General features: G+C 37.2%; 22 protein-coding genes. 8 read left to right on the top strand and 14 right to left on the bottom strand.

Annotated features, from left to right (window positions below; genetic code table 11):
• Positions 1–169: 169 nt before the first annotated feature.
• The 4 genes from arsB to ACFX5U_RS11325 are packed head-to-tail and all read right to left on the bottom strand — an operon-like array spanning position 170 to position 2665.
• Complete coding sequence (arsB, locus tag ACFX5U_RS11340) at positions 170–1201, bottom strand: ACR3 family arsenite efflux transporter (RefSeq protein WP_038697817.1); 1032 nt, start codon at positions 1199–1201, stop codon at positions 170–172.
• 6 nt (positions 1202–1207) lie between these two features.
• Complete coding sequence (locus ACFX5U_RS11335) at positions 1208–1816, bottom strand: protein-tyrosine-phosphatase (protein ID WP_400263521.1); 609 nt, start codon at positions 1814–1816, stop codon at positions 1208–1210.
• Positions 1817–1829: 13 nt separating this feature from the next.
• Positions 1830–2285 carry a DUF6428 family protein gene (locus tag ACFX5U_RS11330; protein WP_038697821.1) on the bottom strand — a complete coding sequence of 152 codons (456 nt, stop codon included), beginning with the start codon at positions 2283–2285 and terminating at the stop codon, positions 1830–1832.
• A 53-nt stretch (positions 2286–2338) separates the two neighbouring features.
• On the bottom strand, positions 2339–2665 hold the full coding sequence (locus ACFX5U_RS11325; protein ID WP_400263520.1) for an ArsR/SmtB family transcription factor: 327 nt from the start codon (positions 2663–2665) through the stop codon (positions 2339–2341).
• A 244-nt stretch (positions 2666–2909) separates the two neighbouring features.
• Here ACFX5U_RS11325 and ACFX5U_RS11320 point away from each other — a divergent pair, with 244 nt between their 5' ends.
• The 3 genes from ACFX5U_RS11320 (at position 2910) to ACFX5U_RS11310 (ending at position 6070) form a co-directional block, all read left to right on the top strand.
• Positions 2910–3749, top strand: a complete 840-nt coding sequence (locus ACFX5U_RS11320) for a universal stress protein (RefSeq protein WP_400263519.1) — start codon at positions 2910–2912, stop codon at positions 3747–3749.
• Between the two features lie 469 nt (positions 3750–4218).
• Positions 4219–5340, top strand: a complete 1122-nt coding sequence (locus tag ACFX5U_RS11315) for a sensor histidine kinase (RefSeq protein WP_400263518.1) — start codon at positions 4219–4221, stop codon at positions 5338–5340.
• Positions 5315–6070 (top strand): LytTR family DNA-binding domain-containing protein, encoded by a 756-nt coding sequence (locus ACFX5U_RS11310; RefSeq protein WP_280567533.1) that lies wholly within the window; start codon positions 5315–5317, stop codon positions 6068–6070. Before ACFX5U_RS11315 ends, ACFX5U_RS11310 begins: the two co-directional genes overlap by 26 nt.
• A gap of 109 nt (positions 6071–6179) precedes the next feature.
• Here ACFX5U_RS11310 and ACFX5U_RS11305 read toward each other — a convergent pair whose 3' ends face one another.
• The 6 genes from ACFX5U_RS11305 to ACFX5U_RS11280 form a co-directional block, all read right to left on the bottom strand.
• Positions 6180–7592, bottom strand: coding sequence for an efflux transporter outer membrane subunit (locus ACFX5U_RS11305; protein WP_400263517.1), 1413 nt, complete (start codon positions 7590–7592; stop codon positions 6180–6182).
• Positions 7592–10747 carry an efflux RND transporter permease subunit gene (locus ACFX5U_RS11300; RefSeq protein WP_038697833.1) on the bottom strand — a complete coding sequence of 1052 codons (3156 nt, stop codon included), beginning with the start codon at positions 10745–10747 and terminating at the stop codon, positions 7592–7594. The genes ACFX5U_RS11305 and ACFX5U_RS11300 overlap by 1 nt, the downstream gene beginning before the upstream one ends.
• Before the next feature lie 19 nt (positions 10748–10766).
• Positions 10767–11909, bottom strand: coding sequence for an efflux RND transporter periplasmic adaptor subunit (locus ACFX5U_RS11295; RefSeq protein ID WP_400263516.1), 1143 nt, complete (start codon positions 11907–11909; stop codon positions 10767–10769).
• Positions 11910–12317: 408 nt separating this feature from the next.
• Positions 12318–13301, bottom strand: coding sequence for an aldo/keto reductase (locus tag ACFX5U_RS11290; RefSeq protein ID WP_400263515.1), 984 nt, complete (start codon positions 13299–13301; stop codon positions 12318–12320).
• A 12-nt stretch (positions 13302–13313) separates the two neighbouring features.
• A complete protein-coding gene (locus ACFX5U_RS11285) occupies positions 13314–13601 on the bottom strand; it encodes a putative quinol monooxygenase (RefSeq protein WP_400263514.1) in 288 nt (95 codons plus the stop codon).
• Complete coding sequence (locus ACFX5U_RS11280; protein ID WP_038697841.1) at positions 13598–14203, bottom strand: NAD(P)H-dependent oxidoreductase; 606 nt, start codon at positions 14201–14203, stop codon at positions 13598–13600. The genes ACFX5U_RS11285 and ACFX5U_RS11280 overlap by 4 nt, the downstream gene beginning before the upstream one ends.
• Positions 14204–14430: 227 nt before the next feature.
• On the opposite strand from ACFX5U_RS11280, the gene ACFX5U_RS11275 reads away from it, so the two are divergent.
• Both ACFX5U_RS11275 and ACFX5U_RS11270 read left to right on the top strand, forming a co-directional pair.
• Positions 14431–15168, top strand: a complete 738-nt coding sequence (locus ACFX5U_RS11275) for a LysR family transcriptional regulator (RefSeq protein ID WP_400263513.1) — start codon at positions 14431–14433, stop codon at positions 15166–15168.
• Positions 15125–15328: a hypothetical protein gene (locus tag ACFX5U_RS11270; protein ID WP_400263512.1), complete on the top strand. Its 204-nt coding sequence runs from the start codon at positions 15125–15127 to the stop codon at positions 15326–15328. Before ACFX5U_RS11275 ends, ACFX5U_RS11270 begins: the two co-directional genes overlap by 44 nt.
• 124 nt (positions 15329–15452) lie before the next feature.
• Here the strand turns inward: ACFX5U_RS11270 and ACFX5U_RS11265 are convergent, their stop codons facing one another.
• The 4 genes from ACFX5U_RS11265 to ACFX5U_RS11250 all read right to left on the bottom strand — a co-directional run bounded on the left by ACFX5U_RS11265 (position 15453) and on the right by ACFX5U_RS11250 (position 17997).
• Positions 15453–15872 (bottom strand): GNAT family N-acetyltransferase, encoded by a 420-nt coding sequence (locus ACFX5U_RS11265; RefSeq protein WP_400263511.1) that lies wholly within the window; start codon positions 15870–15872, stop codon positions 15453–15455.
• A 138-nt stretch (positions 15873–16010) separates the two neighbouring features.
• Entirely contained in the window at positions 16011–16415 is a 405-nt protein-coding gene (locus ACFX5U_RS11260) for an NUDIX domain-containing protein (RefSeq protein WP_400263510.1), read from the bottom strand.
• A 144-nt stretch (positions 16416–16559) separates the two neighbouring features.
• Positions 16560–17021, bottom strand: coding sequence for a hypothetical protein (locus ACFX5U_RS11255; protein WP_400263509.1), 462 nt, complete (start codon positions 17019–17021; stop codon positions 16560–16562).
• 376 nt (positions 17022–17397) lie between these two features.
• A complete protein-coding gene (locus ACFX5U_RS11250; protein ID WP_400263508.1) occupies positions 17398–17997 on the bottom strand; it encodes a helix-turn-helix domain-containing protein in 600 nt (199 codons plus the stop codon).
• Between the two features lie 516 nt (positions 17998–18513).
• Between ACFX5U_RS11250 and ACFX5U_RS11245 the strand changes: the two genes are divergently transcribed.
• The 3 genes from ACFX5U_RS11245 to ACFX5U_RS11235 all read left to right on the top strand — a co-directional run bounded on the left by ACFX5U_RS11245 (position 18514) and on the right by ACFX5U_RS11235 (position 23940).
• Positions 18514–19530 carry an alpha/beta hydrolase gene (locus ACFX5U_RS11245; protein ID WP_400263507.1) on the top strand — a complete coding sequence of 339 codons (1017 nt, stop codon included), beginning with the start codon at positions 18514–18516 and terminating at the stop codon, positions 19528–19530.
• A gap of 114 nt (positions 19531–19644) precedes the next feature.
• Positions 19645–20796, top strand: coding sequence for an efflux RND transporter periplasmic adaptor subunit (locus ACFX5U_RS11240; protein ID WP_400263506.1), 1152 nt, complete (start codon positions 19645–19647; stop codon positions 20794–20796).
• A gap of 3 nt (positions 20797–20799) precedes the next feature.
• Positions 20800–23940, top strand: a complete 3141-nt coding sequence (locus ACFX5U_RS11235; protein WP_400263505.1) for an efflux RND transporter permease subunit — start codon at positions 20800–20802, stop codon at positions 23938–23940.
• Positions 23941–23975: the final 35 nt, after the last annotated feature.

Here is a 23975-nt window from a genome sequence, read left to right as displayed (position 1 = left end):
AAAACAGGGTCTTGAAATCTATAAAGTGATGCGGAAAAAACACCTAATTTATCAATAATAGTTTTCTAATCCTGAGACTATTTCTTAACTTAAATAGCGGTTTTATCTCTTTACCTAGGCATGTATAGGTAAAGAGATAAAAAATCAATGCCTATTCAAGTATCTGTTTCTAGCTGTAATATTTCTTTTTAAGCCAAAGACTAGTCCTCACTAGGAGAATTAATACTGGTACTTCAATCAATGGACCTATAACACCCACAAATGCCTGAGGCGAGTGTATCCCAAACACCGCTATAGCCACTGCAATAGCTAGCTCGAAATTATTTCCAGTAGCTGTAAAGGATATAGCCGCATTCTTATCATAGTCCACCTGCATAGATTTATTCATGAAAAAGCTAATAAAGAACATCAGTACAAAATAAATTACCAATGGTACTGCCACTTTAACAACCTGCATGGGCAATTGAACTATTTGTTCACCTTTGAGGCTAAACATGAGGACAATCGTAAATAATAAAGCATATAGAGTGAATGGGGATATGAAAGGTATAAACTTACGATTGTACCAATTTTCACCTTTTACTTTAGCGAGGTATCTATGGCTTAAAAACCCAGCTAAAAAAGGGATTCCCAAATAGATGAATACGCTTTTTATGACTTCGCTCATTTCAATTGAAACCGTATATGCTGCAAATCCAAAATATGACGGTAAAACATTGATGAACAACCATACGAATAAACTGTAAAAGAATACTTGAAAAATACTGTTTAAAGCAATCAGAAGTGCTGCGTATTCTCTATTCCCTTTTGCAAGGTCATTCCATACGATTACCATGGCAATACATCTCGCGAGACCAATAAGAATCAATCCCACCATATAATCAGGTTCATTTCTTAAAAAGAGAATTGCTAGAATAAACATCAAGATAGGTCCAACAAACCAATTCAGGACAAGTGATAAACTAAGTACCTTTTTATCTTTGAAGGCCAAAGGCAGTAAATTATAGTTTACTTTTGCCAGTGGGGGATACATCATGACTATTAATCCGAAAGCTAATGGAATATTTGTCGTCCCAATTGACATGCTATCCATTACATTGGAAATACCTGGGAATAAATTTCCAATAAGTATCCCCATTCCCATGGCAAGGAAAATCCAGAGGGTTAGATACCGATCTAGAAACTTCATTTTGACTTGCATAATGTATTAATTGATATTTGAAAAGATGTAAAACATTTCGGATGCAATCTCTAAACTTCGGTTCTTATATACTTGATCCTGTTGTTCAGTATTGTCTGAAATTTTAGGGTCTTCATAAGTAATGGGTATGCGTTTTTCGGCACCGGCAATAAAAGGGCAACCAGCGTCTGCCTGTGAACAGGTCATAATAGCTACAAACATGGATTGCGGATTGAAAGGGGTATCGTATTTTTTTGAAAACCCTATTATCGGTAATGCATTTTTATCATATTTTAGCGCATAGATTGGATTCGAAGTATTGGAAATAATATTGACATCGAGTCCTGCATGTTCAAATGTTTCTGCAATTTTAGAAAACATCGCTGTTGCTTCTGTACCACCTGAATAACAATTTACCTTTGCTATCTCATAATATGTAGCGGCTATTTGTGCCCATACTTGAGACAGGTGACTTCTTCGTGAATTATGGGTGCAAATAAAATTGATGTTGATATCTGAGCCAGATGAAACTTTATTTTGGATATAGTCAATCAAAGGCTGTAAAACAGATTTGCGCCCTTGATTGATTTTTAACTTTAGAATGCTCGAAATGGTGTTGTTTAATTTAGCGTTCATAATGGTGTTATGATTAACAACAGCCTGAACCTGGTGTACAGCTATTCGTACTAGAAGCAACAACTGTCAATGGGGTGGGAATACCACAAGCATCCTGAGCTAAACATGCAGTTGTCTTGTTTGTTAATACGAAATTCTTTCCATTGAAATCTAACCCATATTTCCCAATCGTTCCACTTTGATACTCTACTTCAATCTCATGATCCCCGATGTTTAATTTCTGTTCAGATAGTTCGATGATATGCAATAGCTTTCCAGGTTTCAATCTGTGCTCGTAATCATCGGCATTCCATAGTTGGAAATTTACAGTGTTTTCTGTACGGGTTACACCGCCACAGTCAATAAATGTTTTAATGACCTGACCAACTTCCGTAACATGGAAATGTTCTGGAACGAATGTTCCATCTTCTAATTGGAATTCAACATTTTCTAATGTTGGAAGGATTTGCTTAATTTCTGATAATTTCATTGTAATACTATATTAATACATCGTTATATTACGATGTATGTAGGTGAAAAATTTTAACAACATTTTTGATCGTTCACAGACAAGATGATGTCTCCAAAATAGGACTTCATGAATCTGAATGTGTTTTCGTCTATGCAGTAGCATATTGACGCACCTTCAATACTCCCTTTTATAAGACCAGCATTTTTTAACTCTTTCAAATGTTGTGAAATCGTAGACTGTGCAAGAGGTAATTCTTCTACAATATCACTGCAAATACAGGTATTGGCTTTTAAAAGATATTCTATTATTGCAATACGAGCAGGATGTCCAAGTGCCTTTGTGATTTTGGATATGAGCATTTGTTGATCAGTAAAGTAATCTGTTTTTGTAATTCCCATAGTAGAATATTAATACATCGCAATATTACGATTATAGCATTAATAAATAATAATTTATTTAAAAAAAAGATTTAGAAATGACAAAATCGAAGTGCTATGTTTTGTATTTCGATTCCTAAATGGAAATATTTTCATCGATGATTATAAACCTAATTTATTAAGCGAATTCTCAAACTTTTGTATTTGCAAGATTGTTTAAGAGATAAAATACCCCATTGAAAAACCGTATAAAGAATTCAATACCATGGAAACAATTGTTTTTTTAACTGACTTTTCTGTCCCCGCTCGGCATGCCTTTAATCAGCTATTGACCGTTGCTAAACAGACAAAAATTAAGAATGTAATTATTTATCACTCGCTTGCATATTTTAATAACGGGTTTTATAGTACAGGAGATTTTATGTTACCACCTCCGCTGATGGATGAGGCAGAAATAGCTGATGTATCTGGAAAATTACGCCTTCTAAAACAAGAACTGTTGAACATTTCTCCCATGACAGAGGTAGGTGCACATTACGATAAATTGACCGTTAAAGAAGGTATTCTCCGAATCTCTGAAAGTGAAATTATCGACCTCATTGTGGTTGGTTTGAGAGGAAGTGACGATGGAGGCAAAAATAGTATCGGATCAACGACAATCGATCTTATACAAACACATGCCTACAATCTGTTATTGGTACCAGAAATGAATCCGGCACATGTATATAGAAATGCGCTCTTGGCTGTAGATCTATCACATTTACGAGAAAGGCTACCTGTAAAAACGATATTCCGAATTCAGAAATTTTTTAATTTAAATTGGCATGTTGTTAATGTAAGCGTTCAAGGTAAGCAGTCAGCGGCAGAATTGATAGAGGAGCAGTCATTTTTACATACAAGTTTAGATAGTCTTGAACCATCCTATTCTTATTTGGAAGGAGAAAACATGATTGAAATGCTTAGCTCTTATGCAGAGGACCACGAAATTGACATCTTAGTTACTGTGCCTCGGAAATTGGGATTTCTGGCTACATTCTTTCAAAAAAGAGCTTCAAAAAAAATGGCGGTCCACACCAAGATTCCAATTTTGATGCTCGTACCTTAAGTCAGGTAATCGTCCAATTAGTACATAAGCGTTCGTATCCTTCAGTTGAAGGATGAGCGTGTGGACTTACAAATAAAACCCTTACATGACTATACTTAAATCCCCCAATCGTTAATCGTGAATATGGAAATCTATTTATTATCGAATCAAAATTTAGCTCGCTTAAGGTTTTATCGATATTAACTTTACGCCTCAATGTAAGAAAGGTCATATTCAGGAATCAATTTTGTGGGTTGAGAGAATAATTACTGTTATATTCAGTCAATAAATGCCACCTTTGTAAAAGGAAGAATAGACGACATAACTAAAGTTCTGCACAATTAATAATTCCCGGATTTTTAATAAGCTAAGTGAAGTCATTATTAGTTGATAGAATAAGTCGAATTGAAACTCACAATGACAGAAGTGGATAGGTGAATATACCATGAAGCCATCTGTGAATTATCAATAGATAAAAAAATATACAATTATGGGTCAAATAGATAAACGATTTTTACCAACTCGTTTCAAACAAATGCTGTTAGTTTTTTTTGCATTTATATTATTTTATCTTGTTTCGTATATATTAGATCCATATAGTATTTTTTGGAAAGAATATTTCAATAGAAAACTCCACGAAATTTTTACTGAATGGACAGTGTCATTTCTATTTTGCTATCTAATATCTGGATCTAGCGTATTTATCCATAAAAAACTAAATTCTCGAGTACCTTGGACAGAAAATAAGAGCAAGCGATTATTTCTTGAAGTTTTCCTCAATTTCAGTGTCGTTGTTATCCTGATCTTGATGAATATGCTTTGTTTTTCTTTGATTTATTCCGACTTACCTGACATAAATTCTGTTGAGGAAATTACAGGATTTTTACAGTGGATAGTGACAAGCTTGCTCATATCCTTTATGATTATAAGCGTTAATACGGTGAGCTATCTCATTAATAATTGGATAGATACCTCGTTGGAAATGTCTCAGCATAAGATTCAAGCAGCTGAATTGAAACAGGCATCTGTAGAAGCAGAACTCAATACTTTAAAGCTACAGCTTGATCCACATTTTATTTTTAATAACCTCAGTGTATTATCTGAATTGATTCTAGAAGACCAACAACTCGGATTTGAGTATTCCGAAAATTTCGCGAAAGTGTATCGATTTCTACTTGTAAATAGTAAAAAGAATCTAATTTGTTTAGATGATGAAGTCAAATTTCTCAGTTCATATATATTTTTAATAGAAAATAGGGTAGGTACGGCTGTACATTTTAATATTGAAATTCAGGATCACAGTAGAAATTACTATATACCACCGCTAACATTACAGTTATTGATTGAAAATGCTATCAAGCATAATACTACTAATCAAAAAAAACCACTGATTATCAATATATCAAATCCTGAGGTTGGACGAATAGTTGTTGAAAACACACTTTCTCCTATTGATAACAGTAAGATTATATCAACTGGAATAGGATTAAAAAATATAAGCAGTAGATTTAAACTTTTGGGGAAAAAGATTCCAGAGGTCAATCAAGATAAATATACCTTCAAAGTTTCTATTCAATTAATAGAGTATGATAGAGAAAATAGTAATAGTTGAGGATGAAAAACTCAATGCAGACCGTCTTAAACGCTTAATTAAAGAGATAGATCCAAATGTGACTATTATTGCGGTCTTGGATAGTGTTATGGATACAGTGGACTGGTTCAAGGAAAATGAAGAACCAGATGTGGTCATGATGGATATCCGCCTATCTGATGGGGTGAGTTTTGATATTTTTGATAAAGTCACGATCCAATGCCCTATTGTTTTTACAACTGCATATGATGAATATGCAGTACAGGCTTTCAAATATAACAGCGTAGATTATATATTAAAACCAGTTCAAAAAGAAGAGCTAAAAACAGCATTAGACAAAGTAAATGCTTTTAAAGCACCTGCGGAAAATCAATTGTCGATAGACAAATTACTCAACTATATCAAGAAGAAAGACTATCGTTCTAGATTTTTAATACCCTATCGGGATGGTTTTCAAACGATATTGGTCACCGACGTGTCTATCATTTATATGGACTCAAAACTGACGAAAGCACGTTTGAAAAATGGTAAAGATGTCATTTTAAATATGAGTCTTGATGATATTGAAAAGCAACTCGATCCAAAACTATTTTTTCGAGCTAACCGCCAATTCATTATCCATATAGATGCGGTCAATCAATTAGTGAACTATTTCAATAGGAAACTTAAAATAATCATTTCCGATTCGGATTTTGAGATAATTGTGAGCAGAGAAAAGTCGACTTTATTAAAAGAATGGCTTGATTCATAATCTGTATCACCATGTTTATAGATTAATGCTATATCAGTGAGGTTTCAAAGAAAACGATCGGCTCTGAAATTAGAGCCGATCGTTTTTTCACCTATTCATTGCAGTTTTGTTATTCAACTCCACCACCTAAGGCACGATATAAATCTGTGGTTGCATCAAATCTCTCTTTTTGGATTGAGATAGCTTCAAGATCATTTTGAAGAGAACCATTCTGTGCCGTAATCACATCAAGATAAGTTGCCATTCCACTTTTATAGAGCAACATGGCATTATTAACAGCTTTTTGCAATGCTGATTTTTTCTGATCTATCAAGAGCATACGTTCACGGATATGCTGTCTTTTTGCTAAAGCATCAGATACTTCTCCAACAGCTGTCATCATTGCCAGTCGGAATTGTTCTGCAGATTTTTCCTGTTCAATTTTAGCTATTTCATATGCCGTTTTTAATCTCTTATTTTGAAAAATTGGCTGTGTAATATTACCCGCAATATTCTTAACAAGGGACCCGGGTAAATCAAACCAGTTGTTAAACTGGAACGAATTGATACCTATCGAAGGAGTGAGCTTAAAGGATGGGTACATCTCTACCTTGGCAAGACCCGTATTCGCGTTGGCAACTACAACAGCATATTCTGCAGCTCTTACATCAGGGCGCCTGCTGAGCAGATCTGCAGGTATACCCAAAGGGAAACTTTCAACAAATGGAGTACTGTCCAATGTATTTGCACGTTGGACACTATCTGGGAATGATCCACACAGAATACGCAATGCATTCTCCTGTACAGCAATATTTTGCTTGGCAAGCGGAACAAGTAATTCGGCAGTTTTCAATTGCGCCTCAGCTTGATTGACTGCCAGTGAATTGGTCTGTGCCGACTGAAACTGAAGTTGAATCATCTGCAGCGTAGTATCGCTTAATTCAATATTTCGGGAAGCAACTTTAAGCTGTTCATCCAATGTAATTAAATTGTAGTAAGCCTGTGCCACTTGACTTACGATACGTGTTCTTAATGCAGACAGATTTTCGTGTTGCATGAAGAAGTTTGCTCTTGCAGATTCCTTTTGCATCGCTACTTTACCCCAGATATCTGCTTCCCATGCAACAGTAAGCGTAGCAGAGTAATCATCCATATACTGATTCCCTGTAAATTGTTCGCTCAAAGAACCGTTCATAGAACTTTTTGACAAATAGTTTCTTGCCGCAGATATCGAAAGATCTGCCGTTGGAACAAGTCCCAATTTTGCCTGTTTATAGGAAAGATCTAGCTGACGGAGACTCATCATAGCGACCGATATATCCTTGTTCTTTTCAAGTGCTCTATCGATCAAAGCCGTCAAATGAGTATCTTTAAAGAAGGTTTTATAGGAAAGACTAATGGTATCACCTGTCACCTCAACCGTATTCCTATAATTTTGCGGAGTCTCCAACTCTGGACGAATATACTTTTTGTTTACAGAGCAAGAGGACAATAAAGTTGCCACTCCAACACCGTAAATTATATTATTTATAGATAATGCCATTATTCAACATTTTGAATTTTTTGATTTTTATTTTTACCCGATATCTTTTCCTGAAGATATTGAAAGAGTATATAAAGGATCGGTATTACAAATACACCTAATATTACGCCTGAAAGCATCCCAATTGCTGCCCCCGTACTGATCGACCTATTACCCATTGCCGAGCCACCTGTCGCAAACATCAATGGAATCATACCTGCAATAAAAGCCAAAGAGGTCATGATGATAGGACGTAACCTCGATTTTGCTCCATCAATAGCAGACTCTACGATAGAAGAACCTGCTGCCCGACGTTGTACGGCAAATTCTATGATTAAGATTGCATTTTTAGCTAATAGACCCACAAGCATAATTAAACCTACCTGTACATAAATGTTATTATCCAATCCAATTGCTTTGATTGAAGCAAATGCCCCAATTATACCTGTCGGAATAGACAGGAGAACTGCTAGAGGTAATAGATAACTTTCATACTGTGCTGCCAATAAGAAGTAGACAAATAGGAGACACAACGATAAAATTATCATCGTTTGGTTACCTGCAGACTTTTCCTCTAAACTTAATCCAGTCCATTCATATCCATAGTCCGAAGGGAGTTTGCTTAAGACATTTTTCTCCAGATTATCCATGATATCACCATTACTAGCCCCTGGTAAAGGCACTACGCTAATCGTAAGTGCGTTAAACAAATTATATCTGCTTAAGGACTCTGGGCCATAGACCTTATGTAGTGTCACCAGCGACTTTACTGGAACCATTTGATTCTGGTCATTACGTACAAATATTTCATTAAATGAATCTTCATCTGTTCTGAATATTCCATCAGCCTTTACATTGACCCGGTAGAATTTACCAAAGCGGGTAAAGTTCATGGATTGATCACCTGCGAAATAGGTTTGGATTACGTTCATCATGTTACTGATTTCAACGCCCATTTGCTGAGCTTTATCCTCATCGACTTCAAGTTCTAGCTGTGGAAAATCGGTACGGAATGTCGTATAGGCAAACTGTACCCCGGGTTGCTGCATAATTTGTCCGATAACCTCATCAGACATCTGTTTCAGTTTTTCAGGAGATTTCCCGCTTTTATCCTGTAGAACGATTTCGGCACCACTTGTTACCCCGTAGCCATCTATCGGAGGACTTCTAAAAGCCATTATAGTAGCCTCCTTGACAGTCGCAAACTGTGCTGTTAGATTTCCTAAAATCACATCGATGTCTTTCTCTTCACCACGATCTTTTTTATCTTTCAACTTGATAAAACCCATCGCATATGCTGGACTGGCACTATTAGATAAAATATTGAATCCTGTAATAATGGTACTATTCTGTACAGATTCTTCTTTTTCCAACATATCATCTACACGTGCAGCAGCAGCAGTTGTCCGATCTAAGGCAGTACCCGGAGGCATACTTAAACTGAAGATAATAAATGAATCATCTTCCATAGGAACAAAGCTTTTTGGTGTACTGATCATCATCCAGCCTGCTAATGCAGTAATCAGAATAACTAAACCTGCACCGATCCACTTTTTAACAATTAGGAATCGTAATCCTTTAATGTATTTACCCGTTAGGTTTTCAAAGCCAGCATTGAATGCTGTAAAGAATCGCTTCCCAAATCCTTGTTTTTCAGATTCGCCATGATGACCATCGGCATGATTATTTTTCAATAACAAAGCACATAGAGCAGGAGTAAGGGTTAATGCATTTACTGCCGAAATGATAATGGCAATTGCTAAGGTATAAGCAAACTGCTTATAAAAAATACCCGCAGAACCTGTCATAAATCCGATCGGTATAAAGACAGCCGACATCACTAATGTAATCGAGATAACTGCGCCAGTGATTTCACCCATAGCGCTATGAGTTGCCTCTTTACCGGTCATATTGGTGCCTTCCATTTTACTATGGACGGCTTCGACGACGACAATAGCATCATCGACGACAATACCAATTGCCAACACGAGTGCGAAGAGTGTCAGTACGTTTATGGTAAAACCAAAAGCAAGTAGAAAGAAGAATGTTCCTATGATCGCTACCGGTACCGCAATTGCAGGTATGATGGTGGATCTAAAATCTTGTAAAAATAAGAATACGACGATAAACACAAGTATAAATGCTTCAATCAAAGTAGATTTTACCTGCCCTGTAGCTTCGTCAAGTCGTTCTTTTGTACTCATCAAACTCGTGTAATCCACGCCTGGAGGAAAATTTTTGGAGGCACTCTTCAGTACATCGCGTACACCGATTTCGATATCATTGGCATTCGACCCCGTAGTCTGGAGAATCGCAACAGTAACTGAATTTTTACCGCTCATGGTTGTATTTCCACTATAACTAAGTGAACCAAACTCTATACGGGCTACATCTTTCAAGCGTACCAAAAGTTCACCATCTCGTTTTACAACGATATTTTCATATTCATGAGGCTGGCTCTTTTTACCTTTATAGCGCATCACGTACTCCAAAGCTGCATTTGATTCTTCACCCAATTTACCCGGTGCCACTTCTAAACTTTGGGTACCGATTGCATTACTGACATCAGCAGGTTCTAAACCATAAGAGGCCATTTTCTGCGGATTGAGCCAAACACGCATCGAATAGTCCTTTAAGCCAAATACTTGTGCTTGGCCTACACCAGGTACACGTTTGATCTGGGGTATGACATTGATGTTGACATAATTTTGTAGAAACAACTCATCATATTTATCATTATCATCCGTGTATACGTTGAAGATCATGATCATACTATTTTGTTGTTTTGAGGTTGTCAGTCCCATCCGGATTACCTCTTGAGGAAGTATCGGCGTAGCCTGTTGTACTCTATTCTGCACGTTTACAGCGGCCTGGTCAGGATTGACACCTTGTTTGAAGATGATGGAAATGGAAAAAGAACCATCATTACTTGCAGTTGATTTGATGTACTGCATGTTCTCGACTCCGTTAATCTGTTCCTCCAGAGGTGTAACTACAGAACGGATAACAGCCTCACTATTTCCCCCTGGATAACTTCCCGACACCATGACAGTTGGTGGTGAAATATCTGGAAACCTTGTTACAGGGAGTCTTAATAACCCTATAACGCCCAATATTAATAGCACAACCGAAATAACGGTGGCCATTACTGGTCTATCTATAATCTTTTTTAACATGTTGATACTCGTCTAAAAATTAATTTTTCAATGAGTCTTGACTTATTACTTTAGGTTGAACAGCGACTCCCTCTGTCAATTGGTCAATACTATTTACCGCTATTTTATCGCCCGATATTACACCCGATTTGATGATATAATCTGAACCTGTTCTACCATTTATTTCGATAGCTTTCATGGCCACTTTATTACTATCAGCGAGTACATAAACAAAAAACTTGTCCTGTATATCTTTCACTGCCGCCATCGGTAAGGTAACTGCACTATTTAGATTCTTTGTTAAAACAACACGAGCAGCTCCGCCCGAACGTAAAATTTTATCAGGATTTGCAAATACTGCCTTTAACGCTATTGTTCCCGTGTTACGATCAATGTTACCACTTGCGATTTCGACCTGACCTTTTTGACTATATCGGTTACCATCGGCCATGATAATTTCTACCGTGTTCATTCCTGCATCATTCTTTCTATCATTCATGAATGCAATAAATTTTGCCTCATTGAGATTGAAGTAGACAAACACTTGGTCTATTTCGGACAGGCTTGTTAGTGGATTAGCATCGGAAGGTGTTACCAAATTTCCGACTCTGCTCGGGATACGTCCGATATATCCACTTACCGGTGCTTTGATAATTGCGAAAGCAGCATTCAGCTGGGAAGAGCTCAGCGCTGATTTTGCCTGAGCAACTTGTGCGGTCGCCGCATCATATTGAGCTTGTGCAGTTTTTAATTGTAGCTCTGAAACAACTTTCCCCTGAACTAACGGTTTTATTTTCTCAAGTTCGACCTGTGCGTTGGTTTGAGAAGCCAAAGCCGATTGTAAAGACGCATTACTGTTATTAATCTGTTCATTGAATACGTCACTTTTGATCTTAAACAGTGATTGTCCTTTTTGTACGTATTGCCCTTCCTTCACATATGTTGCTTCGAGGTAACCAGAAACCTGTGCTCTAATATCGACATTGACTGTTCCCTCTATGGTACCCGGATAAGTTTCTACGATGGTGGTTGGAGATTCTTTTAGTTCAATGAAATCAGCATGAATAGCTTGCTGTTCATATGATACATCCTGTTGTTGTCCGCCACATGAAATAAATAATAAACCGAAAGCAAATACGGCTATATATAGATTGAAATTGTTCTTTGCTTTGAATTCTTGCATGACCATTTTTTTATGATTAAAATTTCAGGCACAAAGAACAGGAGATTCGACCGTTTAAGAAAGAGATAAGTGACTGAACTGGAGAAAATAGCATCTGAAACGAAACTGTTGCCATCTGAATCAGCAGATACACTTCGTTAAAGAACCTTATAGTTATGTAGTCATTTGGGAAATGTCAAATAGCGTTTTCGTTTGTACTATTATTACAAACGAAAACGCTACATCAATTACTGACATAAAGAAAAGATTTAATATTGGCTTACCTAATTGGATTCGATTCTAATTTTATAAGGCGTTTAATGTCGGTATTTATATCATCCACTTCAAAACATAGGTGCCTCTGATATATTGTTAAATATCAGAGGCACCTACTGTCATTATTTTTAAATATTCCTTTGCTTTCAACTTTTATATTTTTAAAAGTTCATTGTCTATGACTCTCAATTCGTCTTGCGACAACTTGAAATCAAGTGCCTGTGCATTGGCAATTGCCTGCTCTGCATTTCTGGCTCCAGCCAAAACAACACTGATCCCGGGTTGAAGGATCGTCCACTGTAAGACCAGTTGCGAAAGTGTAGAACCTTTGCTTTTTGCAATAGGTTCAATTGCCTGCAAAAAAGATTTTACTTTTGCCAGATCAAATTGGGAGAAATAACCATTTCGGTGGTCATCGCCTTTTAGTTTGCTTTCTTTGAAGTATTTACCTGTTAACAAGCCTCGTTCCATTGGACTGTACACGATAATTCCCAATTCATTTTCCAGTGCATAGGGCACCAATTCATTTTCGATCGTACGATTCAACATACTGTAAGAAACCTGATTGCTGGCTAATTTAAAGGTTATTGAAGCTTCGCCTAATTGATCTACACTGTAATTGCTGACTCCAGCGGCACGGATTTTACCCTGTTGTATCAATACATCTAGTGCTTCCATCGTTTCTCCGATGCTTGTTGAATTGTCTGGCCAATGCAGCTGTAATAAGTCTATATAATCCGTGCCCAAGCGTTTTAGGCTTTCTTCAACCTCTTTAATAATGCTCGCTTTAGCTGCATATTTGTAAACAGGTATTTTCTTTCCACCTTCTTCAGCATCAAAAAAAAATTCACCTTTACCTGCATTGCTTTCATCCCAAACCAACCCGAACTTGGTTAACAATTGGATATTGCTTCTGTCTTTTCCTTTAATAGCTTCACCGATTATTTCTTCACTTAGACCAAAGCCGTAAAAGGGAGCTGTGTCAATACTAGTAACACCATGATCCAGTGAAGCATGGATAGAGTCGATGGAGTCTTTCTTCTCATTGCCGCCCCACATACTTCCTCCGATTGCGAAAGCACCGTGTGTAATAGTAGATAATTTCAGTTCTGTATTTCCTAATGTTCTATATTCCATTTTGTGTAGATTTTATAGTAATGTTGTTAAAAAAATTGTCGGTTGTTCCTGTAACTTCTCCGTAACAAGTTCTCCAAATGCCCTGATGTAGGGTTGATCATTGTGCTCCGTTAAACCGTCCCTACTTTTCCATATTTCGTAGAATGTGAATAGGTTTGGATCTTCCAAACCTTGATGGAGATTGTAGAGCTCACATGCTTCTTCTTTTCGGGTTTGAAGCACCATGTTTTGCAATATGGAAGCAACTTCTTCACGGTATTGTTCTTTAACCATAATAATGGCTGTTAAATGGATCTTCATTTTTTTAATTGTTGTCCAAAAACCTTTTCAAGATGTTTGGTATATTCAGTCATATCTCTTGTAACGTCAGCGTTTTTTTCTACATCATAGAAGTGGAAGCTCTCCATTTTTTCAAGTGAGGCAAAAGCATTCATACGGTGGAAGCCGAACAAAGGGCCATTGTCAACGCTGGTTTCGTTAAAAAATTCACCAGGTAGCGTAAATGCTGTCTTCGGGGCATTCCAACTGCTTGTTACCATATATTTCCTGCCTTGTAACATACCTCCAGTGCCATAGTTGATTTCAGGGTTTTTCGAAGTACGCCCATCGCTGTTATAGATTCCTTTCTTGTGTCCAACCGTAAAGACTTCATCAATGTATTTTTTAAATCCGTTAGGGATCTGAAACCACCACATGGGTGTGTGATAGATGATGTAATCTGCCCAGACGAAATTCTCTACTTCTTCTTCATTGTCATATCCGTCTTCGATATTGGTCAATTTCACTTCAACGTTTTCGAATCTTTCAAAAAAGGAAAGCGTGTTTTTGGTAACTGTCTGATTATATCTTCCGCCGGAATGAGCAAATTTTTGTCCTGCATTTATGATTAATACATGTTTCATGTTTGATCGTTTTTAAATTCTGATACAAAAGTATAACAGTAATTTCTATTACGAAAATAACCTAATTAATAGCCTGATATCATAATTATAATAACTACTCAATACTTGGCTTTTATACCTATTTCAATTGTTTATCAGCTCAATATTATATTTTAGGATAAATTAAATCAGAACATACTATTATTAAAGTAATACAATTTATACCTTTACATAGTAATTTTAGTATCATGGTTAACTTAGAATGGTATCGCACTTTTAAGGCGATTTACAAAACAGGCACATTGACAGGTGCAGCTGGAGCCTTATTCATATCCCAACCGGGAGTAAGTCTACATTTAAGTTCTTTGGAATCTTATGTGGGCTATAAGCTATTTGACCGCACTGGCCGCAAAATGATTCCAACGGAACGAGGAAAGGTACTTTTCAATGCATTAGTGGAACCGCTGACAAAACTAGAAGAGATTGAAAAGAATTTTCAGCAGTCTACCGAAAAGCATACCCCAACTATCAGCGTTGGCATGTGCTTTGAAACCTTTCAGATTACTTTGGAGCAATATGTATCCACATTGCCTTTTAATTTGATCATCAGCTTTGGTGAGTATCCGGAAATGCTGGATCAATTGGAGAAGGGCATTTTAGACCTAATCATCACGCCAAAAAAAGGCGTATCTCCCAATATTGAACATGAGGCATTTTCTTGTGAAAATATCGTATTGGTCGGGGGAAAAGACATTGACCTGAAAGCATTCAAAGATGTTCACAAAACGAAAAACAGGACAAAGATTGAACTTTGGCTAAAACAGCACAAATGGTATGGAAACTACGGGCGATATGGAACATTTGTTTCAATTCTGGAGTCTGAACTTTGGGAAAAAGCCAGATTTCAGACCAAACTATATTGTACCAAATCTCAATTCCATTGTGCGCTGCCTGAGCGGAGGAAGCGGTCTGGCTGTTATCCCTGATTTCTTATGTCATGATGAAATACAAAGTGGCGAAATCCAATTGGTATGGGAAGGAGACAAGAAGCTAAAGAATACGCTTTATTTTGGAACACGTAAAAAAACGACCCATAATCAGGAAATTAATCATATTAAAGACCTGTTCAAAAAAGTGATGAGCTGAGCGAATGATCATTAAAGTCCGTAAGAAATATGAGAATTCCACTTCAACCATTCTTATGCATAATATCTAGACAAACAAAAGGTATAGCGGGGCCTACATTAAGGTGACTTTTCAATATATCACCTTAATGCTCATTGCCCTTATAAATCCACATCGGTTCGGTTTGGCCAGCACGTGAAAACCCCATTTTCTTGTAGAATTCTGTAGCGTCGCCATCAGCAGTAAGCATCTGCATATGAAATGAACCATATTTCTCCTGCATCTTATCCATGATCATTTTACCGATACCTTTGCCCTGATAATCCGGATGTACGAGTAGGTGAGGGTAGTATACAACTAGATGGCCGTCAGAAATAGCATTACCAAGCCCCACGAGCTGTTCATTGTCCCATGCAGTGATCAATGAGTGCGAATTACGCAACGCATTATAAAGCTCTGCAGGCTTATCTGCAGAGCTCCATTCGTTAGCACGGTATAAGTTAATTATCTCTTCAGGTTCAATGTTTCTACGTTCAGAAATACTAATTTCTATATCATGTTCCATATTATTTTTTTAATAAAGTAATTTCAAGAAGATAATTCCCGAGATGCAAGTCTGATAAACTTAATTATAAAATTTAAAAGAATTCCGTTTTCCATCGATAAGACTCGATATGGCATCTCCTTTAGATTTATTCAAAAGCTAATCAATTAATTTAAAGCTCTTTAATTGCTCCAATATCAAGTGGTCTACTGGAGAAGTTCTGTGCTTATCCTTGTAGGTTATCCATTCAAATGATTCTATTTCGTTCGACGCTATCAAAGCGCCTTCAAATTCAGCAATATAGCATAGCATTTGCACCACAACACCTTCTTTGCGACCATCAGCGGGGGCTTCGAAACAACCAAAGAAACTGACAGTGCCATCAATAATGTGTACATTGAGTTCTTCGAATATCTCCCTTTTGAGACATTCTAAATCAGACTCATTATTTTCTCTCTTTCCTCCAGGGAAATATAGCTTATTCTTTGACTTGGAAAGAGTACTCAATACCTTTCTATTGGATATATTAATTAAGGCAACTTTGTCGATAACAGTATGCTCCATAATTTACTTTTTAAAACGGGGTTTATGATAAAACTTTCTGAATGACCCTATTTTCATGCACCTTGCCCATAATCATTTAACTTATACCTTGTATATATGGTTAATAGAGCCGTTTCAGTGGCCTTATTACCAAACAGATGTTAGCTACAGTTTTTTTATTAATTTATCAATTCTTCTTTTATTCTGTTGTTGCAATAAAGAAGGGTTTAAATTCATCAATATATTCACGATCATTATTGTCAAACCAAATAGCCATTCAGTCTTATTAAATTTCACTAAGGCAAAAATTGTTACAAAAACAAAACCTATTAAATGCTCAATTTCTGAATTTGTCATTTCTTCACGCAATTTATGCAAGTCGGTTTTTTCAATTTTATTACTCAGTTTAAGTTTTTGATTAAAAAATTTAAATGGTGTATTTTTCACCGTCCATTTAACAATTCCAACTCCAAACCATTTGTTCAATTTTTCGCTTCTAATAAAACAAAAGTCTGATAATCCATTGTTGTAAAACTTTGTTTTTTTCAAGACTGCATTAACGGCCATTCCAACAATAAACGAAATAAATGTTATTGCTATACTGAATGATAAATATTTATAAACCATTTTTAATCTTATATTTATATTTGGTCATTTGGAAAAATTTCCTGTTTTAGGAGACCTCCGATTTCTCAAACAGTTAATAAATATAAAGACATACTTTTAAGAAACCAAAGATTCTTGGAGCAGAAACTGCCAAGATCTTGTAAAACGTTTCGATTGTTCCGACATCAGCAAGTAAATCCTTGTGATGTGTTTACATTTAAAAAAAGTCTATTATTTTAAGTAAAAATAATACCGATCTGATTTAGGATATTCAGACCAGTAAAAACTGTTTTTTAGAGGATGCTGCATGAAGATAAAATTGATCAAGGGTTCGTCGAAAAACTACAATTGAGGTATTCTTGGCAATGTAATTTAAGACCTAGATTAGAAACAGATTTTAGAACTGTCGTCTATATTCGCTTGGACTAACTCCTAACACCTTTTTTACATATCGAGTAAAAAATGAATAGCTAGAAAATTCCATTTCATTTGCAATTTCTGAAACATTCATATTCTTGTTCCGCAACATAACAACTATTCGGTCTTTTGTAAGACGTTGTATCCACTGAGAAGCAGGAACACCTGTATTTGCTTTGCAGATCTGATTCAAGTATTTTGGAGAAACATTGAGTCGATTACTGTAGTACTGCACCTCACGTTCCTTCATACAATTATCTTCTACCAATTGTAGAAATCTTTCATAAAGTGTTCCTGCCTGTAACGAACGTCTTCGTCTATCCAACTGATTGGCAAAAATATTCCACATCTCCAAAACGAACAATTGTATCTGAAGTTTCAATACTTCATCATAAAACCGATGTTCTGTTTCTAAATACCTATTGTTCAGCATCTGGAAATTGACAAGAATCTTTTTTTTATCATTTTTATCGTCAGGATGCAAAATAGGGTTCTCCTTATGATATACAATAGAATCTATACTCAGGTTCTGATTGGGGAGGTTGTCCAAAAGAAATTTTTTTTCAATAAATAATACCATTGCCAGAAAATTTTCGGAAAGGAATAAATCTGATACCTCACTTCCAGCAAGCCAAAAAATAAATTCACCTGTTTTACAATGGAATATCTGGTCATTGAATCTGAATTCTGCGTTTCCACGTTGACAGTAAATATGTGTGTGAAATCGGGATTGAAAATCCTTGGGAAATTGAGCTAAATTCGAAGCCTTAAATGATATTATTCTTTGATTCTCATCTATCTGCATACTCAATCGTCATAAAGTTATACGTAAACATAAGTAATATTTAAAATAGTACCGACCTACTTTTTAATAAAAAAATTAATTATTCAAATTTATCAAACGATCAATAATATTTATTATAAGGTTCGATATGTGACATTATTGCTGTACAATATGTAATATAATAGCGCTACTTAGTATCTACTTTTGTACTGTCGCTAGAATGCTAACACAATAAATCCGTGTGATCACATTCGGTTTGTCATTAACAAAAGCAATAATATGAAAAGGATATCAATTTTATTAATCGTTTCTATGATAGTTTTATCTCAGGCTTACGGTCAAGTTTCATCTTCTAAAGATCAAATCAAAATGGAAAATCAAGAACGTTATACCTTTCAATTAAGTGAAAAGGTAACACGACAAAAAATTACCTTTAAAAACCGTTACGGTATAACATTGACAGGTGATTTATACACACCCAAAAATAATAACAATCGGTCGTTACCAGCACTAGCAATTAGTGGACCATTTGGCGCAGTCAAAGAACAATCATCGGGATTATATGCTAACCAAATGGCAGAACGTGGTTTTATCACACTTGCATTCGACCCATCTTATACAGGAGAAAGCGGTGGCGAACCTCGTGCCGTAGCATCGCCCGACATCAATACAGAAGATTTTAGTGCGGCAATAGATTTTCTAGGAATACAGGAAAATATAGATAGAAGTAAAATAGGCATCATCGGGATTTGTGGTTGGGCCGGTTTCGCATTGAACGCCACTGCTATCGACAAACGTGTGAAAGCCGTGGCAGTTACCAGTATGTACGATATGTCAAGGGTGAACGCAAAAGGCTATAATGATGCAATGACATTGGAGCAGCGTACTGAAATTTTAGAGCAACTAGGCAAACAACGCTGGAAAGATGCAGAAGCAGGGATATTCCACGCAGGAGCAATATTAAATGCTGAAAATCCGAGTGATGATGCACCGCAATTTGTAAAAGAATATGCTGATTACTACAAAACTGAAAGAGGTTATCACGAACGTTCTCTAAATTCAACAGGTGCTTGGAATGCGACAAATGCGTTATCGTTTATGAATATGCCCTTATTAACCTATATCAAAGAGATTTCGCCAAGACCACTTTTGATGATTGCAGGAGAAAATGCACATTCACGTTATTTTTCTGAAGATGCTTTTAAGGATGCATTAGAACCAAAAGAACTTATCATTATCCCAAATGCTGTCCATGTGGATTTGTATGATAAGTTGGATGTCATTCCGTTTGACAAAATGGAAACATTTTTCAGGACAAACCTAAAATAGTTTTCGTACTAAACAGATAAGCAAAATAAATCTAAAAAAGAGTTTGGGCGGTCTCAAAAGGGTCGTTATAGGCTACTTTTTGACTTTATTGAACGCGATAATTAAAATAATAAGATGATTTATTTAATCAAAAATATAACAATAGCTGTATTGTCTACTACGCTTTTTGCTTCTTGCATTGGTAGTGAAATCACTCAGGAGGAAGAGCGTACTTACCCAGTTGTGGAGGTTGAAAACAGGGATGTTTTAGGGTATCAAACCTATCCAACCTCCATACAGGGGATTAACAATAATGATGTTCGCACTAAGATTCAGGGCTATATAAGTGAAGTATTGGTAGATGAGGGACAACGTGTCAACAAAGGACAGGTCATGTTTAAGCTAGAAACCAATGTACTCTCCCAAACTGAAAGTGCGGCACAATCAAGTGTTGCTGCAGCACAGGCCAAAGTAGCAGTTGCCCAAGTTGAAGTGAAAAAATTGGAGCCATTGGTCGATCAAAACATTATAAGTCCAATATTATTGGAAACAGCCCAAGTTAGGCTATTGCATGCAAATAGTGAATTGAAGCAGGCAAAGGCAAATTATAACAGTATTGCTGCCAATGTAGATTATGCAATCATTCGTGCACCTGTGGATGGTGTGGTCGGTAAAATAAATTTAAGGACGGGCGCTTTAGTAGGACCTTCCGACCAGACACCTATTACCACCGTTTCAGATATTCGAGCCTTGTATGCCTATTTCTCAATGAATGAATCTGAATATCTCAATTTTCTATATGAAACAGCGGGTAACTCATCAGAAGAAAAACTGAAAAATATTCCTCCTGTTGAATTGTTAATGGCCAATGGTAGGATTTATGACGAAAAAGGTACTATAAGCGCCATTACTGGCCAAATCAATCCACAAACAGGAAGTATGCAGTTCCGGGTTTCTTTTCCGAATAAACAAGGAATACTTACTAACGGCAACAGTGGTACGATCCGAATCCCCAAATCTTATAAAAATACTCTCGTTATACCTGAAACAAGTGTTTTTGAACAACAAGGAAAAGTATATACATATATCGTTACAAACGATACTGTACGATTGACAGAGATAAAAGAAATTGATCGAATCAATAACCTTGTACTGGTTGAAAGCGGACTGAAACAAGGCGATATCGTAGTGGCAGGAGGTATGTCAGGTTTACGTTCAAACACGGCAATCCGTCAGACGAAAACAGTAACAGATAGTATTATTAACAACATTAAGCCAATATTCTAAATTATGATTAAGAAATTTATTGAGAGACCGGTGTTTTCTGCCGTCATCTCTATTTTTATAGTTGTTTTGGGAATACTTGGTTTAAAGGGACTTCCGATGACACAGTATCCTGACATCGCACCACCTACTGTAAAAATAACCGCTAATTATCCCGGAGCAGACGCGATGACTATTATCCGTTCTGTCATTACGCCTATTGAAGAGCAGGTAAACGGGGTGGAGGGGATGACCTATATTTCTTCAACAGCTACCAACGACGGGACAGCAAGTATCGACGTGTTTTTTGAACTAGGAACCGATCCAGATATTGCATCGGTAAATGTTCAGAATCGGGTAAGTAGGGCTACACCTTTACTTCCCCAAGAGGTTACAAGATCGGGAGTAGTGACACAAAAACAGGAAAACTCGGCTTTGATATTTGTCCGATTTTATTCTACAAACCCTTCGTTCGACCAAGTCTATATCGAAAACTATATCAACATCAACGTCATTCCTGCGATTAAGAGAATCAAGGGTGTGGCAAATGCCGATATACACGGTGCTAAAAATTACGCGATGCGCATCTGGCTTAAACCGGAGAAACTGGCATCCTATGGATTAGAACCCGATGATGTGATTGCAAAAATCAATTCCCAAAGTAGAGAAGCCGCAGCCGGTCAGGTTGGCGTCAACGCAGGACGAACCAACGAGTATGTAATCCGCTACAAGGGAAGGTTCGATACTGAAAACGAATATGAAAACATCATTATTAAGGCGTTAGGGAACGGACAATTTTTAAGATTGAAAGATGTTGCCGATGTATCATTCGACTCACAAAGTTATTCTGGCGTAGGTGAAACAATGGGTTATGTCAACGGCGTATTCGGCGTGTATCAAAGTCCAGGTTCCAATGCCCAGGAAGTCAACAAAGAAGTGTTGGCTTACCTTGAAAGTATTGAATCTACGCTGCCTGAAGGTTTACATTGGTTAAACGATTACGATCTCAATACGTTTTTGGATGGAGCTGTCGACCAGGTAGTCATAACACTAATAGAGGCGTTTCTTCTTGTATTTTTAGTCGTATTGCTTTTCTTGCAGGATTTTCGTTCTACCCTTATTCCAGCCATTGCGATACCCGTTTCACTTGTGGGCAGTTTCTTTTTTCTAAATTTGTTTGGTTTCTCCCTGAATCTGCTGACCCTTTTTGCGCTTGTACTCTCGATCGGTATTGTCGTTGACGACGCCATTGTGGTGGTCGAAGCCGTTCATGCTAAATTACAGCAAAAGAAGCAAGATAGCCGTTCAGCAACTATTGAGGCAATGGGAGAAATTTCAGGAGCCATCATTTCCATTACCTTGGTTTTGGGTGCTGTTTTTGTTCCTGTAACGTTTATCAGCGGACCTGCGGGCGTTTTCTATCAACAGTTCGGGATCACCCTAATGGTTGCCATCTTTATTTCGGCAGTCAATGCCCTAACATTAACGCCTATGCTGTGTGCCTTGTTTCTAAAATCTGATCATACAGACAAAACATACGCAGAGAAAAATGTGGTACAGAAATTCAATTATAAGTTCAATGTTGCATTTGATTTGACTACTAAACGATATGGCGTACTGGTAAAAGGATTGATTGCTAAAAAATGGATTGTAGGTACGATGTTTATCGTTGCAATCGGTCTGCTGTTTTGGGCAAATAGCTCCATGCCAAAAGGTTTCGTGCCTCTGGAAGATAGAGGAGTAATTTATATTAATGCAGAACTCCCTCCAGGCTCATCAATGGAACGATCTTATGCGGCAATGAAAGAACTGGAGAAAAAAGTAGTAGATATTCCAGGGGTGGATAGGTTCAGCATTTCTACTGGAGCGAGCTTATTCTCTGGAACTGGGAGCAACAATGCTACAGGTTATATACACCTACCTCCATTTAAAGAGCGAAAAGGAAATGATGAATTGAGCGTAAATACAGTTATTAGGAAACTTTATAAAGAGGCGGCCACCATTCCTGATGCCAACTTCGTGTTTTTTGGTCCTTCGAGCGTGCAGGGATTTGGTAGCAGTGCCGGATTTTCCATGGTGCTGCTCGATAGAGCTGGAAACGATATTCAGGAGCTCGACAAAGTAGCCAAAAATTTCATTGAGGAGTTAGAGAAACGGCCGGAGATTGAATTTGCACAGACCCCGTTCAATGTCAGCTATCCGCAGTATGAAATGGACATCAATGTGGAAAGAGCGGAGGAGTCCGGAGTGGAGGTTGAGAGCATCCTTTCTGCGATGCAGGGCTATGTGGGTGGTTTCTATGCTTCCGATTTTACGAAATTCGGAAAGCAATATCGGGTGATGGTGCAGTCGCTACCGGAAACCAGAAAGGATGAAAAACTTTTGGAACATTTTACGATAAAGACAGGGTCGGGAGAAATGGCACCTATATCCCAGTTTGTTTCACTGAAAAGAACTTATGGTCCGCAGGTGGTCAACCGGTTCAACCTGTTCACATCGGTACAGATCGATGGGGCAAATGCACCAGGCTATAGTACCGGAGACGCGATTACGGCATTCCAGGAAGTAGCAGCACAGACCTTGCCTGTTGACTATACCGTAGATTATGCCGGTTTGACAAGAGAAGAAATCGCCGTGGGAAATCAAACCCTGTTTATTTTTCTCCTCTGCGTTATGTTCATTTATTTATTGCTGTCAGCACAGTACGAAAGTTTTATACAACCACTTACAGTAATTCTTTCCTTGCCTTTTGGCATAATGGGTGCATTTCTGGGGCAGCATCTTGCGGGATTGGAAAACAATATTTATTTCCAGGTTGCCTTGATTATGCTGGTCGGTTTGTTAGCGAAAAATGCGATTTTGATTGTTGAATTTGCGCTACAACGAAGACACGCTGGGGAATCTATTACCGATGCTGCCATCAATGCTGCCAGAGCAAGATTACGACCAATTCTAATGACTTCGTTGGCATTTGTAGCAGGTATGATTCCCTTGGTATTCTCTTCTGGAATGGGAGCAGTTGGAAACCGGTCGATCGGTACTGGAGCGGCAGCAGGTTTGCTGATCGGAAACCGTATGCGGTGTATTGGTGATCCCTGTTCTGTTTGTCATTTTCCAATGGTTACAAGAGAAAGTAAAACCGATAAAATCAAAAGAAATTTCGATTGAAAAACCATAAAATGTTTAACGATAAAAAAACTAAA

Source organism: Sphingobacterium sp. SG20118 (genome assembly GCF_044740685.1).
In the GTDB taxonomy this organism is placed as follows: domain Bacteria; phylum Bacteroidota; class Bacteroidia; order Sphingobacteriales; family Sphingobacteriaceae; genus Sphingobacterium.
This window is presented reverse-complemented; position numbering and strand designations above follow the sequence as displayed.